16 protein-coding genes are annotated in these 16,357 nt (G+C 61.6%); 10 read left to right on the forward strand and 6 right to left on the reverse strand.

Features of this window, described 5'->3' with window-relative positions; all coding sequences use genetic code 11:
- The first annotated feature begins 56 nt into the window (after window positions 1–56).
- The 4 genes from OEZ49_RS00750 (at window position 57) to OEZ49_RS00765 (ending at window position 4,634) form a co-directional block, all read left to right on the forward strand.
- Window positions 57–1,295 carry a DNA recombination protein RmuC gene (locus OEZ49_RS00750; RefSeq protein ID WP_263386535.1) on the forward strand — a complete coding sequence of 413 codons (1,239 nt, stop codon included), beginning with the start codon at window positions 57–59 and terminating at the stop codon, window positions 1,293–1,295.
- A 95-nt stretch (window positions 1,296–1,390) separates the two neighbouring features.
- Entirely contained in the window at window positions 1,391–2,575 is a 1,185-nt protein-coding gene (locus OEZ49_RS00755; RefSeq protein WP_263386536.1) for a glycine C-acetyltransferase, read from the forward strand.
- Window positions 2,576–2,589: 14 nt separating this feature from the next.
- Entirely contained in the window at window positions 2,590–3,618 is a 1,029-nt protein-coding gene (gene tdh / locus OEZ49_RS00760) for an L-threonine 3-dehydrogenase (protein WP_263386737.1), read from the forward strand.
- 59 nt (window positions 3,619–3,677) lie between these two features.
- Window positions 3,678–4,634: a PLP-dependent cysteine synthase family protein gene (locus tag OEZ49_RS00765; protein ID WP_263386537.1), complete on the forward strand. Its 957-nt coding sequence runs from the start codon at window positions 3,678–3,680 to the stop codon at window positions 4,632–4,634.
- On the opposite strand, the gene OEZ49_RS00770 is transcribed toward OEZ49_RS00765, so the two are convergent.
- From OEZ49_RS00770 to OEZ49_RS00785, 4 genes are all read right to left on the reverse strand, one after another.
- Window positions 4,615–5,343: a metallophosphoesterase family protein gene (locus OEZ49_RS00770; protein ID WP_263386538.1), complete on the reverse strand. Its 729-nt coding sequence runs from the start codon at window positions 5,341–5,343 to the stop codon at window positions 4,615–4,617. The genes OEZ49_RS00765 and OEZ49_RS00770 overlap by 20 nt on opposite strands.
- 73 nt (window positions 5,344–5,416) lie before the next feature.
- Window positions 5,417–6,022: a dimethylsulfonioproprionate lyase family protein gene (locus OEZ49_RS00775; RefSeq protein ID WP_263386539.1), complete on the reverse strand. Its 606-nt coding sequence runs from the start codon at window positions 6,020–6,022 to the stop codon at window positions 5,417–5,419.
- A gap of 156 nt (window positions 6,023–6,178) precedes the next feature.
- Window positions 6,179–7,774: a phosphoglycerate dehydrogenase gene (gene serA, locus OEZ49_RS00780; RefSeq protein ID WP_263386540.1), complete on the reverse strand. Its 1,596-nt coding sequence runs from the start codon at window positions 7,772–7,774 to the stop codon at window positions 6,179–6,181.
- Window positions 7,775–7,870: 96 nt separating this feature from the next.
- A complete protein-coding gene (locus OEZ49_RS00785; protein WP_263386541.1) occupies window positions 7,871–9,025 on the reverse strand; it encodes a phosphoserine transaminase in 1,155 nt (384 codons plus the stop codon).
- Between the two features lie 362 nt (window positions 9,026–9,387).
- On the opposite strand from OEZ49_RS00785, the gene serB reads away from it, so the two are divergent.
- Genes serB through OEZ49_RS00805 form a run of 4 tightly spaced genes read left to right on the forward strand, consistent with a single transcriptional unit; the run spans window position 9,388 to window position 11,412 of the window.
- On the forward strand, window positions 9,388–10,266 hold the full coding sequence (gene serB, locus OEZ49_RS00790; RefSeq protein WP_263386542.1) for a phosphoserine phosphatase SerB: 879 nt from the start codon (window positions 9,388–9,390) through the stop codon (window positions 10,264–10,266).
- Between the two features lie 43 nt (window positions 10,267–10,309).
- Window positions 10,310–10,639, forward strand: coding sequence for an ArsR/SmtB family transcription factor (locus OEZ49_RS00795; protein ID WP_263386543.1), 330 nt, complete (start codon window positions 10,310–10,312; stop codon window positions 10,637–10,639).
- On the forward strand, window positions 10,627–11,061 hold the full coding sequence (locus OEZ49_RS00800; RefSeq protein WP_263386544.1) for an SRPBCC family protein: 435 nt from the start codon (window positions 10,627–10,629) through the stop codon (window positions 11,059–11,061). The genes OEZ49_RS00795 and OEZ49_RS00800 overlap by 13 nt, the downstream gene beginning before the upstream one ends.
- 36 nt (window positions 11,062–11,097) lie before the next feature.
- On the forward strand, window positions 11,098–11,412 hold the full coding sequence (locus OEZ49_RS00805) for a YciI family protein (RefSeq protein ID WP_263386545.1): 315 nt from the start codon (window positions 11,098–11,100) through the stop codon (window positions 11,410–11,412).
- 6 nt (window positions 11,413–11,418) lie between these two features.
- On the opposite strand, the gene OEZ49_RS00810 is transcribed toward OEZ49_RS00805, so the two are convergent.
- On the reverse strand, window positions 11,419–12,417 hold the full coding sequence (locus tag OEZ49_RS00810) for an asparaginase (RefSeq protein WP_263386546.1): 999 nt from the start codon (window positions 12,415–12,417) through the stop codon (window positions 11,419–11,421).
- A gap of 177 nt (window positions 12,418–12,594) precedes the next feature.
- Here OEZ49_RS00810 and OEZ49_RS00815 point away from each other — a divergent pair, with 177 nt between their 5' ends.
- Window positions 12,595–13,131, forward strand: coding sequence for an invasion associated locus B family protein (locus OEZ49_RS00815; protein ID WP_164130584.1), 537 nt, complete (start codon window positions 12,595–12,597; stop codon window positions 13,129–13,131).
- A 112-nt stretch (window positions 13,132–13,243) separates the two neighbouring features.
- Window positions 13,244–13,867, forward strand: a complete 624-nt coding sequence (locus OEZ49_RS00820) for an NUDIX hydrolase (protein WP_263386547.1) — start codon at window positions 13,244–13,246, stop codon at window positions 13,865–13,867.
- 30 nt (window positions 13,868–13,897) lie between these two features.
- Here the strand turns inward: OEZ49_RS00820 and gyrB are convergent, their stop codons facing one another.
- The gene (gene gyrB, locus OEZ49_RS00825; RefSeq protein WP_263386548.1) at window positions 13,898–16,315 is read right to left on the reverse strand and encodes a DNA topoisomerase (ATP-hydrolyzing) subunit B; all 2,418 of its coding nucleotides are present in this window, start codon (window positions 16,313–16,315) and stop codon (window positions 13,898–13,900) included.
- Between the last annotated feature and the right edge of the window lie 42 nt (window positions 16,316–16,357).

Here is a 16,357-nt window from a genome sequence, read left to right on the forward strand (position 1 = left end):
CCGGTGGGCGATCCCGGATGGGAGTTGAAAACAAAACAAGAACAGGTGGGCAGACCATGATTCAGATCGGCGATCAGAGCTATTCCTTGCAGGACCCCGCTGTGATGGCGGTTTTGGCGGGCGGTGGTGTCTTGCTGCTGATCCTGCTCATGCTGTTTCTGTCCCTGCGCGCCGCCAATCGCTCGGCCCGGTCGACCGAACCGATGGCACAGCAACTCGCCTGGCTGGGCCAGAACGTACAACAGCTGAGCATGGGGCAGGAACAGTTGCGCGGTGGGCTGGCGCATGTGTCTGACGCGCAGGCCAACGCGCAGGTACAGGTGATCCAGACCGTCGAGGCGCGGCTTTCTGCGGTGCAGCAGCATATGAACGACCGGCTGGCCGACAACGCCATGCGCGCGCAACGCGCCATGACCGAGATGCAGGAGAAGATGAGCACCACCCTGCATGGCAGCTCGAAACAGACCGCGACCTCGCTGACGCAATTGCAGGAACGCCTCGCCGCCATCGACAAGGCACAGGACAATATCACCAAGCTGTCGGGCGATGTGCTGTCGCTTCAGGATATTCTGTCCAACAAGCAGACGCGCGGGGCGTTCGGCGAAATCCAGCTCAACGATATCGTGTCCAAGGCGCTGCCCAGTGACAGCTACTCCTTGCAACATACCCTGTCCAACGGGCGGCGGGCCGATTGTTTGATCCACCTGCCAAACCCGCCCGGCCCGATCGTGATCGACAGCAAGTTTCCGCTGGAGGCCTATGAGGCGCTGCGCCGTGCGGAAAACCCGCAGCAACTGAACGAAGCCGCGCGCCTGATGAAAAGCGCCTTGCGCGCTCATATCAAGGCGATCTCGGAGCGTTACATCATCGAGGGCGAAACCGCCGATGGCGCCCTGCTGTTCCTGCCGTCCGAGGCGGTCTATGCCGAGTTGCACGCCAATTTCGCCGATATCGTGCGCGAAGGGTTCGCCGCGCGGGTCTGGATCGTGTCGCCCACCACCTGCATGGCCACGCTCAATACCATGCGCGCCATTCTCAAGGACGCGCGGATGCGCGAACAGGCAGGCGCCATCCGCAAGGAGTTGAGCCTGTTGCACAAGGATGTGGAACGGCTGGGAGACCGGGTGCAGAATCTGGACCGCCATTTCGGGCAGGCGGCCAAGGATCTCTCGGAGATCAAGATCAGCGCTGACAAGGCCGGGCGCCGGGCGCAACGGCTGGACAATTTCGATTTCGAGGAACTGGCCCCCGATCCGGTGCCCAATGTGGTGCCCCTGGGCAAGCAGGAATGCTGATGTCCAGTTTCGCGGATTTTTGTCCAACATGGTAATTTCCCCTATTTAGGAATTGTGTCCGTTATGCTAGACATTGCGCCAAATCGGAGGTCGCAATGTCCCAATCCTTTCTGTCCCATCTCACCGACACGCTTGCCCAGATCGAGGCCGAGGGGCTTTACAAGCGCGAGCGGCTGATCACCTCGCCCCAAGGGGGCGAAATCACCGTTGGTGACCGACAGGTGATCAACCTGTGTGCCAACAACTATCTGGGTCTGGCCGATCACCCGGCGCTGATCGCCGCCGCGCGTGACGCGCTGGAGCCCAAGGGGTTCGGCATGGCCTCGGTCCGCTTCATCTGCGGCACACAGGATATTCACCGCGAACTGGAGCAGCGGCTGGCGCGGTTCCTGAACAAGGATGACGCGATCCTGTTCGCCGCCTGTTTTGACGCCAATGGCGGGCTGTTCGAACCGCTTCTGGGGCCTGAGGACGCGATCGTATCGGACGCGCTCAACCATGCCTCGATCATCGACGGGATCCGGCTCTGCAAAGCAAAGCGGTACCGCTATGCCAACAGCGACATGGGTGATCTGGAGGCGCAGTTGAAACAGGCCCGCGCCGATGGCGCGCGGCATGTGATGATTGCCACCGATGGTGTGTTCTCGATGGATGGCTATCTGGCCAACCTGCCCGAGATCACCCGGTTGGCCCGCGCGTATGACGCGGTGGTGATGGTTGATGATTGTCACGCCACCGGGTTCATGGGGCCGCACGGCGCGGGCACGCCCGACCATTTCGGACTGGACGTGGATATTCTGACCGGCACGCTGGGCAAGGCGCTGGGTGGGGCCATCGGCGGCTATATCGCCGGTCCGCAGCCGGTGATCGACCTGCTGCGTCAGCGCGCGCGGCCCTATCTGTTCTCGAACTCGCTGCCGCCCGCCATCGTGGCGGCCGGGATCGAGGCGATCCGGCTGGTCGAGGAGGGCGCCGATCTGCGCGCGCACCTGTTCGACAACGCCCGTTACTGGCGGGCCGGGTTGACCGACCTCGGCTTTGACCTGTTGCCCGGCGAACATCCGATCATCCCGGTGATGCTGGGCGAGGCCAAGCTGGCTCAGGATATGGCGGCGCGGCTGTTTGACGAGGGCGTCTATGTCTCGGGCTTCTTCTTTCCGGTGGTGCCGCGCGGGCAGGCGCGGATCCGCACCCAGATGAACGCCGCCCTGACACGCGCTGAACTGGACCGCGCGCTGGCCGCATTTGCCGCCGCGGGCAAGGCACTGGGAGTGATCTGATGCGACCGAACACGATGAAAGCACTGGAGAAGTCCAAGCGAGAAGAGGGGTTGTGGATGGTTCAGGCGCCGGTGCCCGAGATCGGCCCAGACGATGTACTGATCAGGATCAACAAGACCGGTATCTGCGGCACCGATATCCATATCTGGAACTGGGACGAATGGGCCGCGCACACGGTGCCGGTGCCGATGATCACCGGCCACGAATTTGCGGGCGAGATTGTCGAGCTGGGCCGTGATGTGACCGGCCTTAGGATCGGGCAGCGGGTTTCGGGCGAGGGGCATCTGATCGGCACCGACAGCCGTCAGAGCCGGGCGGGCAAGTTCCACCTGGACCCGGGCACGCGTGGGATCGGTGTCAACGTGCAGGGAGCTTTCGCGCAATATCTGCGCCTGCCCGCCTTTAACGTGGTGCCATTGCCCGACGATATCCCCGACGAGATCGGCGCCATCCTCGACCCGCTGGGCAATGCGGTGCATACGGCGCTGAGTTTCGACCTGTTGGGCGAGGATGTGCTGATCACCGGCGCCGGGCCCATCGGCATCATGGCGGCGACGGTGGCCAAGCACGCGGGCGCCCGCCACGTGGTGATCACCGATATCAATGCCGACCGGCTGAAACTGGCGCAGCATGTGGTGCCCAGGGCGCGCACCGTGGATGTCACGCGCGAAGAGCTGGCTGATGTGAAGCACGAGCTGGGCCTGAAACAGGGGTTCGACGTCGGACTGGAAATGTCCGGTTCGCAAGCGGCGCTCGACCAGATGGTCGAGGCGCTCGTGATGGGTGGCAAGATTGCGCTTTTGGGCATTCCGCCGGGCAAGTCGCCGGTGGATTGGTCGCGCATCGTGTTCAAGGCGATCACCATCAAAGGGGTTTATGGTCGCGAAATGTTCGAGACCTGGTACAAGATGATCGCCATGTTGCAGAATGGGTTGGACGTGAGCCGGGTGATCACCCATCGGTTCAAGGTCGATGAGTTTCGCGAGGGGTTCTCGGCGATGAAATCAGGATTGAGCGGCAAGGTGGTTCTGGACTGGACCTGAACGCCGGGGGCTCAGCCCCCGGACCCCCGGAGTATTTCGGAAAAGATGAAGAGGTTCTGATGGCGCTGAATTCGATTGTCGAGGCGATAGGCGGCACACCCGCCATCTGGCTGGACCGGATGGTGGCGGCGCGTGGGCTGCGGGGGCGCATTCTGGCCAAGCTCGATTACCTGAATCCCGGATTCTCGAAAAAAGACCGCGCGGCGCTCGGGATCATCTCGGCGGCCGAAGCCGACGGTTCGCTGCGGCCGGGCCAGACCGTGGTGGAACTGACATCCGGCAATATGGGGACGGGACTGGCTATCGTTTGTGCCATTCGTGGATATCCGTTTGTTGCGGTGATGAGCCGAGGCAACTCGCCAGAGCGTGCGCGGATGATGGCGGCGCTTGGGGCCGAAGTGGTTCTGGTCGATCAGGAGTCTGGCTCGTTGCCCGGACAGGTGTCCGGCGCAGATCTGGCGCTGGTTGAAGAAGCAGCGCGACGGATCACGAAGGAACGCGGAGCGTTCCGGGCCGACCAGTTCCATCATTCCGGCAATGCTCTGTCGCATGCGCAGACCACCGCGCCTGAACTGTGGGCGGATGCAAACGGTGAGCTGACCGCATTCGTCGATTTTGTCGGATCCGGCGGAACATTTGGCGGGGTTATGGAGGGGTTGCGCCGGTTCAACTCGGATGTGCGCGGGTATGTTGTCGAACCCGAAGGCGCCGCGGTGCTGGCCGGGCTGGATGCCACAAGTCTTTCCCATCCTATCCAGGGGGGTGGCTATGCGATGGCCGATCTCGATTTCCTGATGGGAGTGCCCGTGGATGGTTTCATTCAGGTCAGCGGCGCGGAGGCGCGCGAGACCGCTAGGGCGTTGGCGCGGGAAGAGGGAGTATTCGGCGGCTTTTCAGCCGGGGCCAATGTGGCCGCAGCCTTGCGCCTGTTGGAAGGGTCCGAAGCCGGTGGAACTATCGCAGTCATCATTTGCGACTGCGGACTGAAGTACCTGTCTACCGACCTTTGGGGATAAGCGGCACGCGGCCACGCTCGGTCAAAAGCCAGCACTCCTGACCTTCGAATACCGCCGTGGCCAGCGGCCTCCCATAGCCTGCTCCGGCATCGAGGTTGATGCGGTTGCCGAAGTGCTCTGCCACGCGCCCGGGCGTATGACCATGCACCACCAGCCAGGGGTGCGGGTGCGGATCGTCAAGGAATTCGTGCCTGATCCAGATCAGGTCGTTTTCCGACTGCTGCTCCAGCGGCACACCGGGTCGGATGCCTGCATGGACGAAAAGAAGTTTGTTTTCAAGATGATAGGGCGGAAGCCCGGCGAGAAACGTCAGGTGATCGCGTGGAACCGCATCGCGTGCCTGGGCATGCACCTGATAGATTCGTATTCCATCGGGAACATCGACACCATAAGAGGCCAGTGTTTCAATTCCGCCGATCCGATCGTGCAACCAGTGATAACCGACAAGCAGCCGATCGTCATTGGCAGGGTGGTCGCGCAGGAACATCTCGAACATGCGGTCGTGATTGCCCTTGAGCGTGATCCAGTCGCGCCCTTCATTCTGACCGTTGCGTAGCAATTCGACAACGCCGCAAGAGTCTGGCCCCCGGTCAGTGTAGTCTCCCAAGAATACCACACGCCCGCCGCCGTCCCGGTCGATCCGCGCGAGCGCGTCCTCCAGCATTGTCTTTTGACCGTGGATGTCACCTACGGCATAGATCGGTTGCATGGGCAAGGCCAGTGTGTGGGATTATGCTTTGACAATCTACACATAGCGCTATGGCGTCAGAGATAAAAGCCGTTCAGGCGGTTAGCACCACTTCGGGGTCGCCGAGCATGGTATAGGAGTGCAGATTTACATCGCCGCTCCAACGCCAGAACGTCAAAAGCCCCTCTGGTCCGGCGCGGAATGCGTGCGGCATCAGTGAGGGATGATGAATCTGCGCGCCAGTTTCACGCAATTGAGTGTCCTCGCCTGCGGTCCAGATCGCTGAACCGGCAAGTATGGTATAGGTCTCGTCGGCGTCATGATTGTGCAGCCCGTAGTAGGTATTGGGACGCTGATAATAGAGGCCCATACGCAGATCGGCGCACGGTACCGGGCCTTCGGGCCCCATGAGGGTGGCGACAACATACATGGAACCGCGGTCACCGACCTGCGCGGCGACAGGGTTGATGCCCCACGGGATCAGGTCGAATGCCGCCAGCAATCCCGACGCGGCTGGATGACACGATTGGGCAAGCAGGCTCCGCATTGCAAGATGGTCTGCCGTCTGTGGTTGCGGAATGCACAGTTGCTGCGGCCCCATTTCTTGCAGCACCAGAGCTGTACGGGCCGCCTCGACTCGCGTCTCGGCCAGAAGCGGCAGGCAAAGCGCGTCAATCAACGTCTGAACGGCCTCGGTCATGGCATTCTCCGGACATGTTGTATTGGCTCCTTACGACCAAACGGCTTGTCCGTGCCGATCTGGAAACGACGAAACGGCGTCGCAAATCTCCGCTGCTGACAAAAAAGGGCGCCACACAAGTCGTGTAGCGCCCATATTTCTGCCGGAATAGCAGGCTCAGACCACGTCGAACTCCAGCGGTTTGATCTGATTGAATAGACCAGTTTCCGCCAGCTTGGCCCGCGCTTCGGCCGGCACTGGCTCGTCAACGTACAAGAGCGCAATGGCTTCGCCGCCCGGACCAGCGCGGCCCAAGGTAAAGTTGGCGATGTTCACGCCATGATCGCCCATGGTGCGACCCAGCGCGCCGATGATACCCGGCACATCCTCGTTGGTGGTGTAAAGCATATGTGCCCCGATCTCGGCGTCGACATTGATGCCCTTGATCTGGATGAAGCGCGGCTTGCCGTCACTGAACACGGTACCGGCGACCGAGCGTTCGCGCTTGTCGGTGACGACGGTCACTTTCACATAGCCGTCAAAGGCGCCCGATTTGTCCTGGTTTGTGGTCGAGATCTGGATGCCCCGTTCTTTGGCAATAACAGGGGCCGACACCATGTTCACATCCGGGTTGGACTTTTTCATGATCCCCGCCACGGTCGCACAGTTCAGCGCGGCCAGGTTCATGCCTGCCGCCACACCGTCATAGAGGATATTGATTGCCTTGATCGGCTCGTCGGTCATCTGACCGACGAAGCTGCCCAGGTGACCGGCAAGGGCAATCCAGGGGCCCATGACTTTCGCCTCTTCGGCAGTAACCGACGGCATGTTGAGCGCGTTTTCCACCGCGCCGGTCAGCAGATAGTTCGACATCTGCTCGGCCACTTGCAGTGCGACGTTTTCCTGAGCCTCGGTGGTGGCGGCGCCCAGATGCGGGGTGCAGACCACGTTGGGCAGGTTGAACAGCGGGTTCTCTTTGGCCGGTTCGACGCTGAACACGTCAAATGCCGCGCCTGCCACGTGGCCCGATTTAAGCAAGTCGGCCAGCGCTTCTTCGTCCACCAGGCCGCCACGGGCGCAATTGATGATGCGGACGCCCTTCTTGGTTTTGGCCAGGTTCTCGCGGCTCAGGATGTTGCGGGTCTGATCGGTCAGTGGCACATGCAGCGTGATGAAATCGGCGCGGGCAAGCAGTTCGTCCAGCTCGACCTTTTCAACGCCCATCTTGTTGGCCTTTTCTTCGCCCAGGAAGGGATCATAGGCGATTACCTTCATCTTGAGGCCACGGGCCCGGTCGCAGACGATGCCACCGATATTGCCGGCACCGATCACGCCCAGGGTCTTGTTCGTCAGTTCGACGCCCATGAACTTGGACTTTTCCCACTTGCCCGCATGGGTGGAGGCGCTGGCCTCGGGGATCTGACGGGCCACGGCGAACATCATGGCGATGGCGTGTTCGGCGGTGGTGATCATGTTGCCGAAAGGCGTGTTCATGACGATCACGCCCTTTTTCGAGGCGGCGTCCTTGTCGACGTTGTCGACCCCGATTCCGGCGCGACCGATGACCTTCAGGTTGGTTGCGGACTCGAGGATCTTCTCCGTCACCTTGGTCGCCGAGCGGATGGCAAGACCATCATACTGGCCGATGACCTCGGCCAGTTTGTCCTTGTCCTTACCCAGGTCGGGCTGGAAATCAACGTCGATCCCGCGGTCTTTGAAGATCTGGACGGCGGCGTCCGACAGTTTGTCGGAGATGAGTACTTTGGGAGCCATATGGGCGGTCCTTTGAATTGGGAGCTTGGACGGTGGGCAGACTGCCCACCTTACTCAATCGAGCATCTGTAGGGTGGGCATTTTGCCCACCGTTCCTCAGGCGGCCTGCGCCTGCGCGGCGATCTCGGCCTCAAAGGCCCAGGCGAGCCAGGGCAACAGCGCCGAGATGTCAGCGGTCTCGACTGTGCCGCCGCACCAGATGCGCAGCCCGGCCGGCGCGTCGCGATAGGCGCCGATATCCAGCGCCACGCCTTCGGCCTCCAGCCGTTTGGCGACCGCCTTTGCAAACGCTGCGCCATCCTGGATGCGCGCATCGGTGAACTTCAGGCAAACGCTGGTGTTGGACCGTGTTGCCGCATTCTCGGCCAAGTTGGCGATCCAGTCATGCGTGTTGCAGAAATCGAAGATCGCCTGCGCGTTGGCATCGGCCCGCGCGATCAGACCGTTCAGGCCACCGACCGAACGCGCCCAGTCGAGCGCCAGCAGGTAATCCTCGACCGCCAGCATCGACGGCGTGTTGATCGTCTCGCCTTTGAAGATGCCCTCGATCAGCTTGCCGCCCTTGGTCATGCGGAAGATCTTGGGTAGCGGCCATGCGGGGGTGTAGCTTTCCAGCCGCTCCACCGCGCGCGGGCTCAGCACGATCATGCCATGCGCAGCCTCGCCACCCAGAACTTTCTGCCAGGAGAAAGTGGTCACATCCAGCTTGTCCCAAGGCAGGTCCATGGCAAAGGCGGCGCTGGTGGCGTCGCAGATGGTCAGACCCTGACGGTCGGCGGCGATCCAGTCGCCATTCGGGACACGCACGCCCGAGGTGGTGCCGTTCCAGGTGAACACAACGTCATTGTCGAAGTCCACCGAAGCCAGTTCGACGATCTGGCCGTAGTCGGCGGTCTTGACCTCGGCATCCAGTTTCAGCTGCTTCACCACATCGGTGACCCAGCCGGCGCCAAAACTTTCCCAGGCCAGCATCTCGACCTTGCGCGCACCCAGCAGCGACCACAGCGCCATTTCCACTGCGCCGGTGTCTGAGGCGGGAACGATACCGATGCGATAATCGGCGGGGATGCCCAGAATCTCGCGGGTGCCTTCGATGGCTGCCTTCAGCTTGTCCTTGCCGATGGCGGCACGATGCGAGCGGCCCAGCGCGGCATCCGCGAGTTTGGAAACATCAAAAACGGGGGGTTTGGCACAGGGGCCAGAAGAGAACCGCGGATTGGCCGGCCGCGTTGCCGGTTGTGCAATAGCCATGAATGCTATCCTTCCAGATAAGCGCCCCTCGTTGGGGAGGGGTGTCCCGCCCCAACAGCTAGTCCGCCGCAGTGCGGCACGCAAGCGAAATGAAGGTCGAAAATCGCCGCTTTGGCATTTGATTGCGACTTCTGTGACTACGATCGGAAACTTGCGTTTCGCAGTAAGGAAATCTTGTGCCAGGGCAGGGCACCCTGAGGCGGCATTCGGGATTGAGAGATATATCCCATTTTTTACAGTGGGTTAATGGAGGCGCACGCATCGGGTGGGGCCCGGTCTGAGGCGTGGGGCGCAAACTCGGCTGGGGCTGGCGGAGATTTTGCGTCTGCGATATGGCGGTTTCGACCCAAAGGAGATGCCCCATGTATGTCGCCACGCTGTTGACCAATCCCGCTATTGCCCGCCTCGACCCGGCGCTGGTCGAATCGCTGCGCAATGCCTGGGGCGGCGGTGATGCGGTTTGGCTCAGCCCCGACGAGGTGGCGGAATTCACCCTTGCGACCCTGCCCGGCAATCGTTGGCAGGTTTGGGATGACCTACAGGCGTTGGGTGTCGATCTGGTGGTGCAGCCTGCTGAGGGCCGGAAGAAGCGGATGCTGCTGGCGGATATGGACAGCACCATGATCCAGCAGGAGTGCATCGACGAACTGGCAGACGAGGCAGGCGTCGGCGACCGGGTCAAGGATATCACTGCTCGCGCCATGAATGGCGAGCTGGATTTCGAGGGCGCGCTGCTGGAGCGTGTGGGGCTGTTGCGCGGGCTGGACGAGGCGGTGATCGGCCATGTTCTCAACACCCGTATCACCCTGATGCCGGGCGGGCGCGCGCTGGTGGCGACGATGCGCGCGAATGGTGGGTATGCGGCGCTTGTCTCGGGCGGGTTCACCGCCTTTACCGCGCAGGTGGCGGCGCAGCTGGGCTTTGACGAGAACCGCGCCAATACACTGCTGGCGGCTGATGGCAAGCTGACCGGCGATGTGGGCCGCCCGATCCTGGGCCGTCAGGCCAAGGTCGACGCGCTGGAACAGATCACCGCCCGGCTGGGCCTGTCTGAACAGGATGTGATCGCGGTCGGCGACGGCGCCAATGATCTGGGCATGCTGGGCCGCGCCGGAACCGGCGTTGCCCTGCATGCCAAACCTTCGGTCGCGGCACAATGCGAGGTACGCATCAACCACGGTGACCTGACCGCGCTGCTGTTTGTTCAGGGTTATGCAAAGGCGGATTTCGTCGCGGTTTGATCTGCTGCTTGCATTATTAACGTAAATGTTAAACAATGTGGTCATGACCCAGCTTCTGGCCGCCTTCTCGGCTTTGTCCGACCCGACCCGTTTCGCCATCGTCGAACAGCTGATGGCCGAGGGCGAATTGCCCGCCGGTGATCTGGTCGAGGGCAAGGGCATGTCGGGGGCCGCCATCTCGCGCCATTTGAAACTGCTGCGCCAGGCCGGGTTGGTTCGCCAGCGCATCAATGGCACCCAGCGGCTATACTCGGTGGCGCCCGAGGGGCTGCGCGCGATTGCCGACTGGACGATCTCGAAACGCATCTTCTGGGAGGGCAGCCTGGACCGGCTGGCCGCCGCAATCGAAAGCGACAAGACATGGCCGACCTGAGACTGGAACGCGAATTCGCTGTCACGCCCGAGGCCCTGTTCGCCTGGGTCAGCGATGGCGCGAAACTGCTGCAATGGTGGGGGCCCGAGGGCCTGCACGTGCCCGCCGATCAGCATGACCTCGATTTCACCCGTTTGGGGCCGTGGTTCTCGGTCATGGTGAATGGCGCAGGCGACCGCTACAAGGTCTCGGGCCAGGTCACCCATGTGAAACCGCCACATTCGGTTGGCTTCACCTGGGGTTGGCATGACGATGACGACCGGCGCGGGGCGGAAAGCCATGTGATGTTCATCGTCGAAGCCTGCGCCAAGGGTGCGCGGCTGATCCTGGATCACCGCGAATTGGGCGATGACGAGATGAGCCTGCGCCATGAAGAGGGCTGGACCTCGTCGCTGCGCAAGCTTGCGGCGGAACTCGCCTGACCCCGATGTTTCGTGACCAAAGGAAAGGAACGCGACATGCCTGATTTCATCTTTGCCTATCACGGCGGCAAGACGCCTGAAACGCCCGAGGAAGGGGCTGAGGTCATGGCCGCATGGCAGGCCTGGTTCGGCGCCATGGGCGATGCGGTCGTGATCCCCGGCAACCCGGTTGGCCAGTCCAAGACGGTCAGCGCCGCAGGGGTGGCCGACGATGGCGGTGCGAACCCGCTCTCGGGCTACAGCGTGGTGCGCGCCGCCGATATCGGTGCAGCCACCGACATGGCCAAGGGTTGCCCGATGGTGGTGTCGGGCAACGGCACCGTCGAGGTGGCCGAGATCATCGAGATGTGATCGGCGTCAGAACCGCAGCTCGGCTGTGGCGCGGATGCTGCCGCAGTCGATGCCGCGCCGGTTCAGAATGGGTGCGTCCAGACGCTTGCGCGTGGCTGGATGACCCGGATCAAGGACGCCAAGACTGACCAAAATCGCAGCAATTGCGCATTCGCTGGCCCGCGTGCTGCCATCGGCGATCTTTACGGCAATCCCCAATTGCGTCTCCGGCAGGATTGCAACGAACACCGCCTCGGCCCCGGTCTTGATCGCCACCCGCCCGTTCATGGCGCGCATCAACTCGGTGCAGGCCCGGCCTTCACCCGCGACCAGTTCGGGGTGTTTCATCATCGCAGCGGTAAGGTCGGCGGCCGCCTGGCTCTGCCGGTCCGAGCGGGTCGAGGCGGAAGCAAACCATGCCATGGCGCGCGCCAGTCCTTTGAGCGAGGTTGCAAAGTTTGGCGCGGAACACCCGTCGATACCGTATCCGGGGCTGTCTTCTCCGGTCACGTCCTCGAACGCAGCCAGGCAGGATTGCTGAACCGGGTGATCGATGTCGATGTATTCCGGCCCGGCCCCCAGATGCTGGCTGAGCGTCAGAAAGCCCGAGTGCTTGCCCGAACAGTTGTTGTGCATCTGACAGGGTTTTTCGTGGGCGCAGATCAACCGTTCATGCTCGGGCCGGTCATCGGGGTCTTGCGGTCCACATCGCAGATCGGCATCACCCAAGCCCAGTTGGCCCAGCCAACGGTCAACCCGTTCGGTGTGGATCGCGGCGCCGTTATGAGAGGCACAGGCCAGGGCGAGCTGTTCACTGCCCAGCCCGTATTTGGCGGCCGCACCCGAGGACAAGAGCGGCAGGGCCTGAATCATCTTGCTGGACGAGCGCGGGTACATCACCAGATCAGGATCGCCCCAACTGCGCACCACCTTTCCGGCGCTGTCGCAAATCACCGCGTGACCCAGGTGCAGGCTTTCCAGAATGGACCCCCGCCAAACTTCGACCATTGGAACTGGTTGAATCATGATGTTCTCCGCCAAATTGTGCGCGAAATCTCGCCAATCGCCCTTTCGTCCGTGGCGAATTCTGCGTTAATGTGTCTATGTCGGCAATCAAGGGAATGCGCAAGGCAGACGGATCGGCAAAGCTCCGCAAAGCGTTCTTTTGGAATTGAGGTAAAGGTCAGCTGGAGGGCTGAACAGATGGGATCGAAACTTGTCCGCGGAATTGCGGGCCTGTGTCTGGCCGGGACGGCCGCAACCACCGCAATCGCACAGCAAGGCGAAAGCTCTAACAGAGTTGCGTCCAAGACGGACTGGAGCGTCTTTGTCGAAGACAACCCGACCGAATGCTGGAGCGTTTCGGCGCCCAAGGAAACCGTCAATACCCGTGGTGGAAGCGTCGTATCCGTACGGCGCAGCGACATCCTTCTGATGGTCTTTTATCGACCCAAGGCCGGAGTGAACGGGCAGGTTACGTTTACTGGCGGTTATCCGTTTGCACCCGGCTCGACCGTCAACCTGAACGTCAGTGGCACGGAATTCGAACTGATCACCGAAGGCGAATGGGCTTGGCCGGCAACTGCTGCTGACGACGCCAAGATCGTTGCAGTGATGAAGCGGGGGTCCGAGGCGACCTTGACAGCGCGTTCGGCACGCGGAACCCAGACCAAGGACACTTTCTCTTTGTTGGGGTTCACGGCTGCGGTTGAGGATGCGGAAAAACGCTGCGGCGGCTGACGATACTTGGTTGGCTGCATTCCTCTCGTTTGCCTTGAACACTTTCAGATGGGGGGAGTAGGGTTCCGTTGACCCGTGAACCCGAGGAGTGGAACGTCTCTTGCAGCCCTATATGTTCGGCCCCGACCTGCTGTCTCGGCTTCAGGCCAATCTTGGACGTTTCACTAACCAGATGATCCAGCGATCTGGATTGCGCGATGCCGCCGTTGCAATCGTGGTAACCGAGCACAAAGACACAGGCGAAGCCTGTGTTCTCATGACATTGCGGCCCCCACGATTGAATCGCCATGGCGGCCAGTATGCCTTGCCCGGTGGCCGTCTGGATGACGGCGAATCCGAAACAGAGGCCGCGTTGAGAGAGTTGCGTGAGGAACTGGGGCTCGACTTGGGGCATGATGACGTCCTGGGTCGACTGGACCAGTTTCCGACCCGATCCGGGTTTCGGATGTCCCCGGTCGTGATGTGGGCCTCTGGCGATGTGGAACTACGCCCTGACCCTTCGGAGGTGGCGCAGGTGTTTCACCTACCTCTGCGAGAACTCGACAGCCCGGACATCCCAAGGCTTCAGAAAAGCGAAAACAGTGAACACCCTGTATTGTCAGCCTTTTTTCCGACTTTGGGCCACTACATGTATGCTCCCACTGCTGCCATTCTCTACCAGTTTCGCGAGATAGCGCTGCGGGGGAAGACAACCCGGGTTTCGCATTTCGACCAGCCGGCCTTTGCCTGGAAATAACTGCAAGCCAGAAGTGCGAAACCCATACTGTCAGAAATCCAGGTTCTCCACGTTGAGCGCATTCGTTTGGATGAATTCGCGCCGCGGTTCGACTGAATCCCCCATCAGCTTCGTGAAGATGTCGTCGGCCTCGACCATGTCGTCAACCCGCACCTGAAGCAATGTCCGCGCGTCAGGATCAAGAGTCGTTTCCCACAACTGATCCGGGTTCATCTCGCCCAGGCCCTTGTAGCGTTGCAGGGAAAGCCCCTTTTCCCCTTCTTCCAGGATCGCTTTGAGCAAAGTCAGCGGGCCATGGATTGCCTGGGTCCGGTCGCGCCGCACCAGTGTTGCGGGCTGGGTATAGATCTCTTGCAGGCTCTTGGTGAAACTGCCGGTCTTGCGCGCCTCGCCCGAGCGCAGCATCGGGCCATCCAGCGTCCGCACCTCTTCGACGCCGCGCAAGATGCGGGCCAGCCGGATGCCGTGATCTTGCGTAATCCGACCCAGCCAGCCACGCTCATACTCCAGCGCGATCAGGTCAAGCCGCGCGGCGACCTTGTCGGCCACCCCTTGCAGGTCGGCATCCACGGCACCGGCGACAAAGGCACCGGCCACGGCGGCCTGTTCCAGGATGTGGCGGGGATAATGGGTCGGAAAGGCATCGAGCACGCGCTTGAGTTGCCGCGCCTCATCCACCACGCGGGCCAGATCCTGGCCCACGAGTTCTTCGCCATGCTCCAGCTTCAGCACCGCGCCCTCGACACCCTGCTGGATCAGATAGTCATCCAGCGCCGCCTGATCCTTGAGATAGACCTCGGACTTGCCGCGCGCGACCTTATACAGCGGAGGCTGCGCGATGTAGAGGTAACCGCCCTCGATCAGCTCGGGCATCTGCCGGTAGAAGAAGGTGAGCAGCAGGGTGCGGATATGGGCGCCGTCGACGTCGGCATCGGTCATGATGACGATCTTGTGGTAACGCAACTTGTCTATGTTGAACTCGTCCCGCCCGATGCCGGTACCCAGAGCCATCACCAGGTTGCCGATTTCCTGACTGCTGAGCATCCGGTCGAACCGCGCCCGCTCCACGTTCAGGATCTTGCCCCGCAGGGGCAACACTGCCTGGGTGCGCCGGTCTCGTCCGGTCTGGGCTGAGCCGCCGGCGCTGTCACCCTCGACCAGGAACACTTCGGTTTTCGACGGATCTTTTTCCGAACAATCCTTGAGCTTGCCGGCCAGGTAATTGACATCCATCGCCGTCTTGCGTCGGGTCAGTTCGCGCGCCTTGCGGGCAGCTTCGCGGGCCAGCGCCGCCTCGATGATCTTCCCGACGATCTGCTTGGCAACGTTTGGGTTCTCTTCGAACCACTCAGCCAGTTTCTCGTTCACCAGGTTCTCGACCGCCGGGCGCACCTCGGAGGAGACCAGCTTGTCCTTGGTCTGGGACGAGAATTTGGGATCGGGCACCTTGACCGACAGGACGCAGGTCAACCCCTCGCGCGCGTCGTCACCGGTGAAGTTGATCTTTTCCCGCTTCGCGATGCCGCTGGACTGGGCATAGTTGTTGATGGTCCGGGTCAGTGCGCCGCGGAAGCCCGCCACATGGGTACCACCATCGCGCTGCGGGATGTTGTTGGTAAAGGGCAGCACCGTCTCGTGATAGCTGTCGTTCCACCACATCGCGATTTCCACGCCAATATCGTCGCGCTCGCCCTTGATGTAGATCGGAGCGGGCATCACGGGTGATTTTGACCGGTCCAGGTATTTGACGAACTCCCGCACGCCACCTTCGTAAAACAACTCGGTCTCCAGCCGCTCTGCCGGGCGCTCGTCGATCAGGATGATGCGCACGCCCGAGTTCAGGAAGGCCAGCTCCCGAAGGCGCTTTTCCAGGATCTCGAACACATAGTCGAGATTGGAAAATGTGGTGGTCGAGGCCAGAAAGCGGACTTCGGTTCCGGTGCGATCCCCACAATCGCCCACGACCCGAAGGTGTTCGACCGTATCGCCACGCTCGAACCGGGCAAAATGCTCTTTGCCCTTCCGCCAGATCCTCAGTTCCAGCCAGTCGGACAGCGCATTGACGACGGAAACGCCCACGCCGTGCAGGCCGCCCGACACCTTGTACGAGTTGCTGTCGAATTTGCCGCCAGCGTGCAGCTGGGTCATGATGACCTCGGCCGCTGACACACCTTCCTCGGCGTGAATATCGACGGGAATACCGCGACCGTTATCCGTTACCGAAACGCTGTTGTCTGCGTGGATCTTGACGGTGACATGGTCGGCATGGCCGGCCAGCGCCTCGTCGATGCCATTATCGACAACTTCGTACACCATGTGATGCAGGCCTGAGCCGTCATCGGTGTCACCGATATACATCCCGGGCCGCTTGCGCACGGCTTCCAATCCCTTGAGAACCTTAATGGAATCGGCACCGTATTCGTTTCCGGGTTGCTCGATTTCGGACATTCGCGCCTTCCTTCGTATTTTTGTGATTTTATACGAAACCCG

It is taken from the genome of Ruegeria marisflavi (assembly GCF_025673445.1).
GTDB classification, from domain to species: domain Bacteria; phylum Pseudomonadota; class Alphaproteobacteria; order Rhodobacterales; family Rhodobacteraceae; genus Ruegeria_B; species Ruegeria_B marisflavi.

Bases quoted from the DNA above. Each gene is read 5' to 3' on its own strand.
- gyrB (WP_263386548.1), bottom strand. From the start codon at position 16,315: ATGTCCGAAATCGAGCAACCCGGAAACGAATACGGTGCCGATTCCATT.
- OEZ49_RS00815 (WP_164130584.1), top strand. From the start codon at position 12,595: ATGGGATCGAAACTTGTCCGCGGAATTGCGGGCCTGTGTCTGGCCGGG.
- OEZ49_RS00765 (WP_263386537.1), top strand. From the start codon at position 3,678: ATGGCGCTGAATTCGATTGTCGAGGCGATAGGCGGCACACCCGCCATC.
- OEZ49_RS00775 (WP_263386539.1), bottom strand. From the start codon at position 6,022: ATGACCGAGGCCGTTCAGACGTTGATTGACGCGCTTTGCCTGCCGCTT.
- OEZ49_RS00820 (WP_263386547.1), top strand. From the start codon at position 13,244: ATGTTCGGCCCCGACCTGCTGTCTCGGCTTCAGGCCAATCTTGGACGT.
- OEZ49_RS00785 (WP_263386541.1), bottom strand. From the start codon at position 9,025: ATGGCTATTGCACAACCGGCAACGCGGCCGGCCAATCCGCGGTTCTCT.
- OEZ49_RS00750 (WP_263386535.1), top strand. From the start codon at position 57: ATGATTCAGATCGGCGATCAGAGCTATTCCTTGCAGGACCCCGCTGTG.
- OEZ49_RS00755 (WP_263386536.1), top strand. From the start codon at position 1,391: ATGTCCCAATCCTTTCTGTCCCATCTCACCGACACGCTTGCCCAGATC.
- OEZ49_RS00810 (WP_263386546.1), bottom strand. From the start codon at position 12,417: ATGATTCAACCAGTTCCAATGGTCGAAGTTTGGCGGGGGTCCATTCTG.
- serB (WP_263386542.1), top strand. From the start codon at position 9,388: ATGTATGTCGCCACGCTGTTGACCAATCCCGCTATTGCCCGCCTCGAC.
- OEZ49_RS00795 (WP_263386543.1), top strand. From the start codon at position 10,310: ATGACCCAGCTTCTGGCCGCCTTCTCGGCTTTGTCCGACCCGACCCGT.
- OEZ49_RS00805 (WP_263386545.1), top strand. From the start codon at position 11,098: ATGCCTGATTTCATCTTTGCCTATCACGGCGGCAAGACGCCTGAAACG.
- tdh (WP_263386737.1), top strand. From the start codon at position 2,590: ATGAAAGCACTGGAGAAGTCCAAGCGAGAAGAGGGGTTGTGGATGGTT.
- OEZ49_RS00770 (WP_263386538.1), bottom strand. From the start codon at position 5,343: ATGCAACCGATCTATGCCGTAGGTGACATCCACGGTCAAAAGACAATG.
- serA (WP_263386540.1), bottom strand. From the start codon at position 7,774: ATGGCTCCCAAAGTACTCATCTCCGACAAACTGTCGGACGCCGCCGTC.
- OEZ49_RS00800 (WP_263386544.1), top strand. From the start codon at position 10,627: ATGGCCGACCTGAGACTGGAACGCGAATTCGCTGTCACGCCCGAGGCC.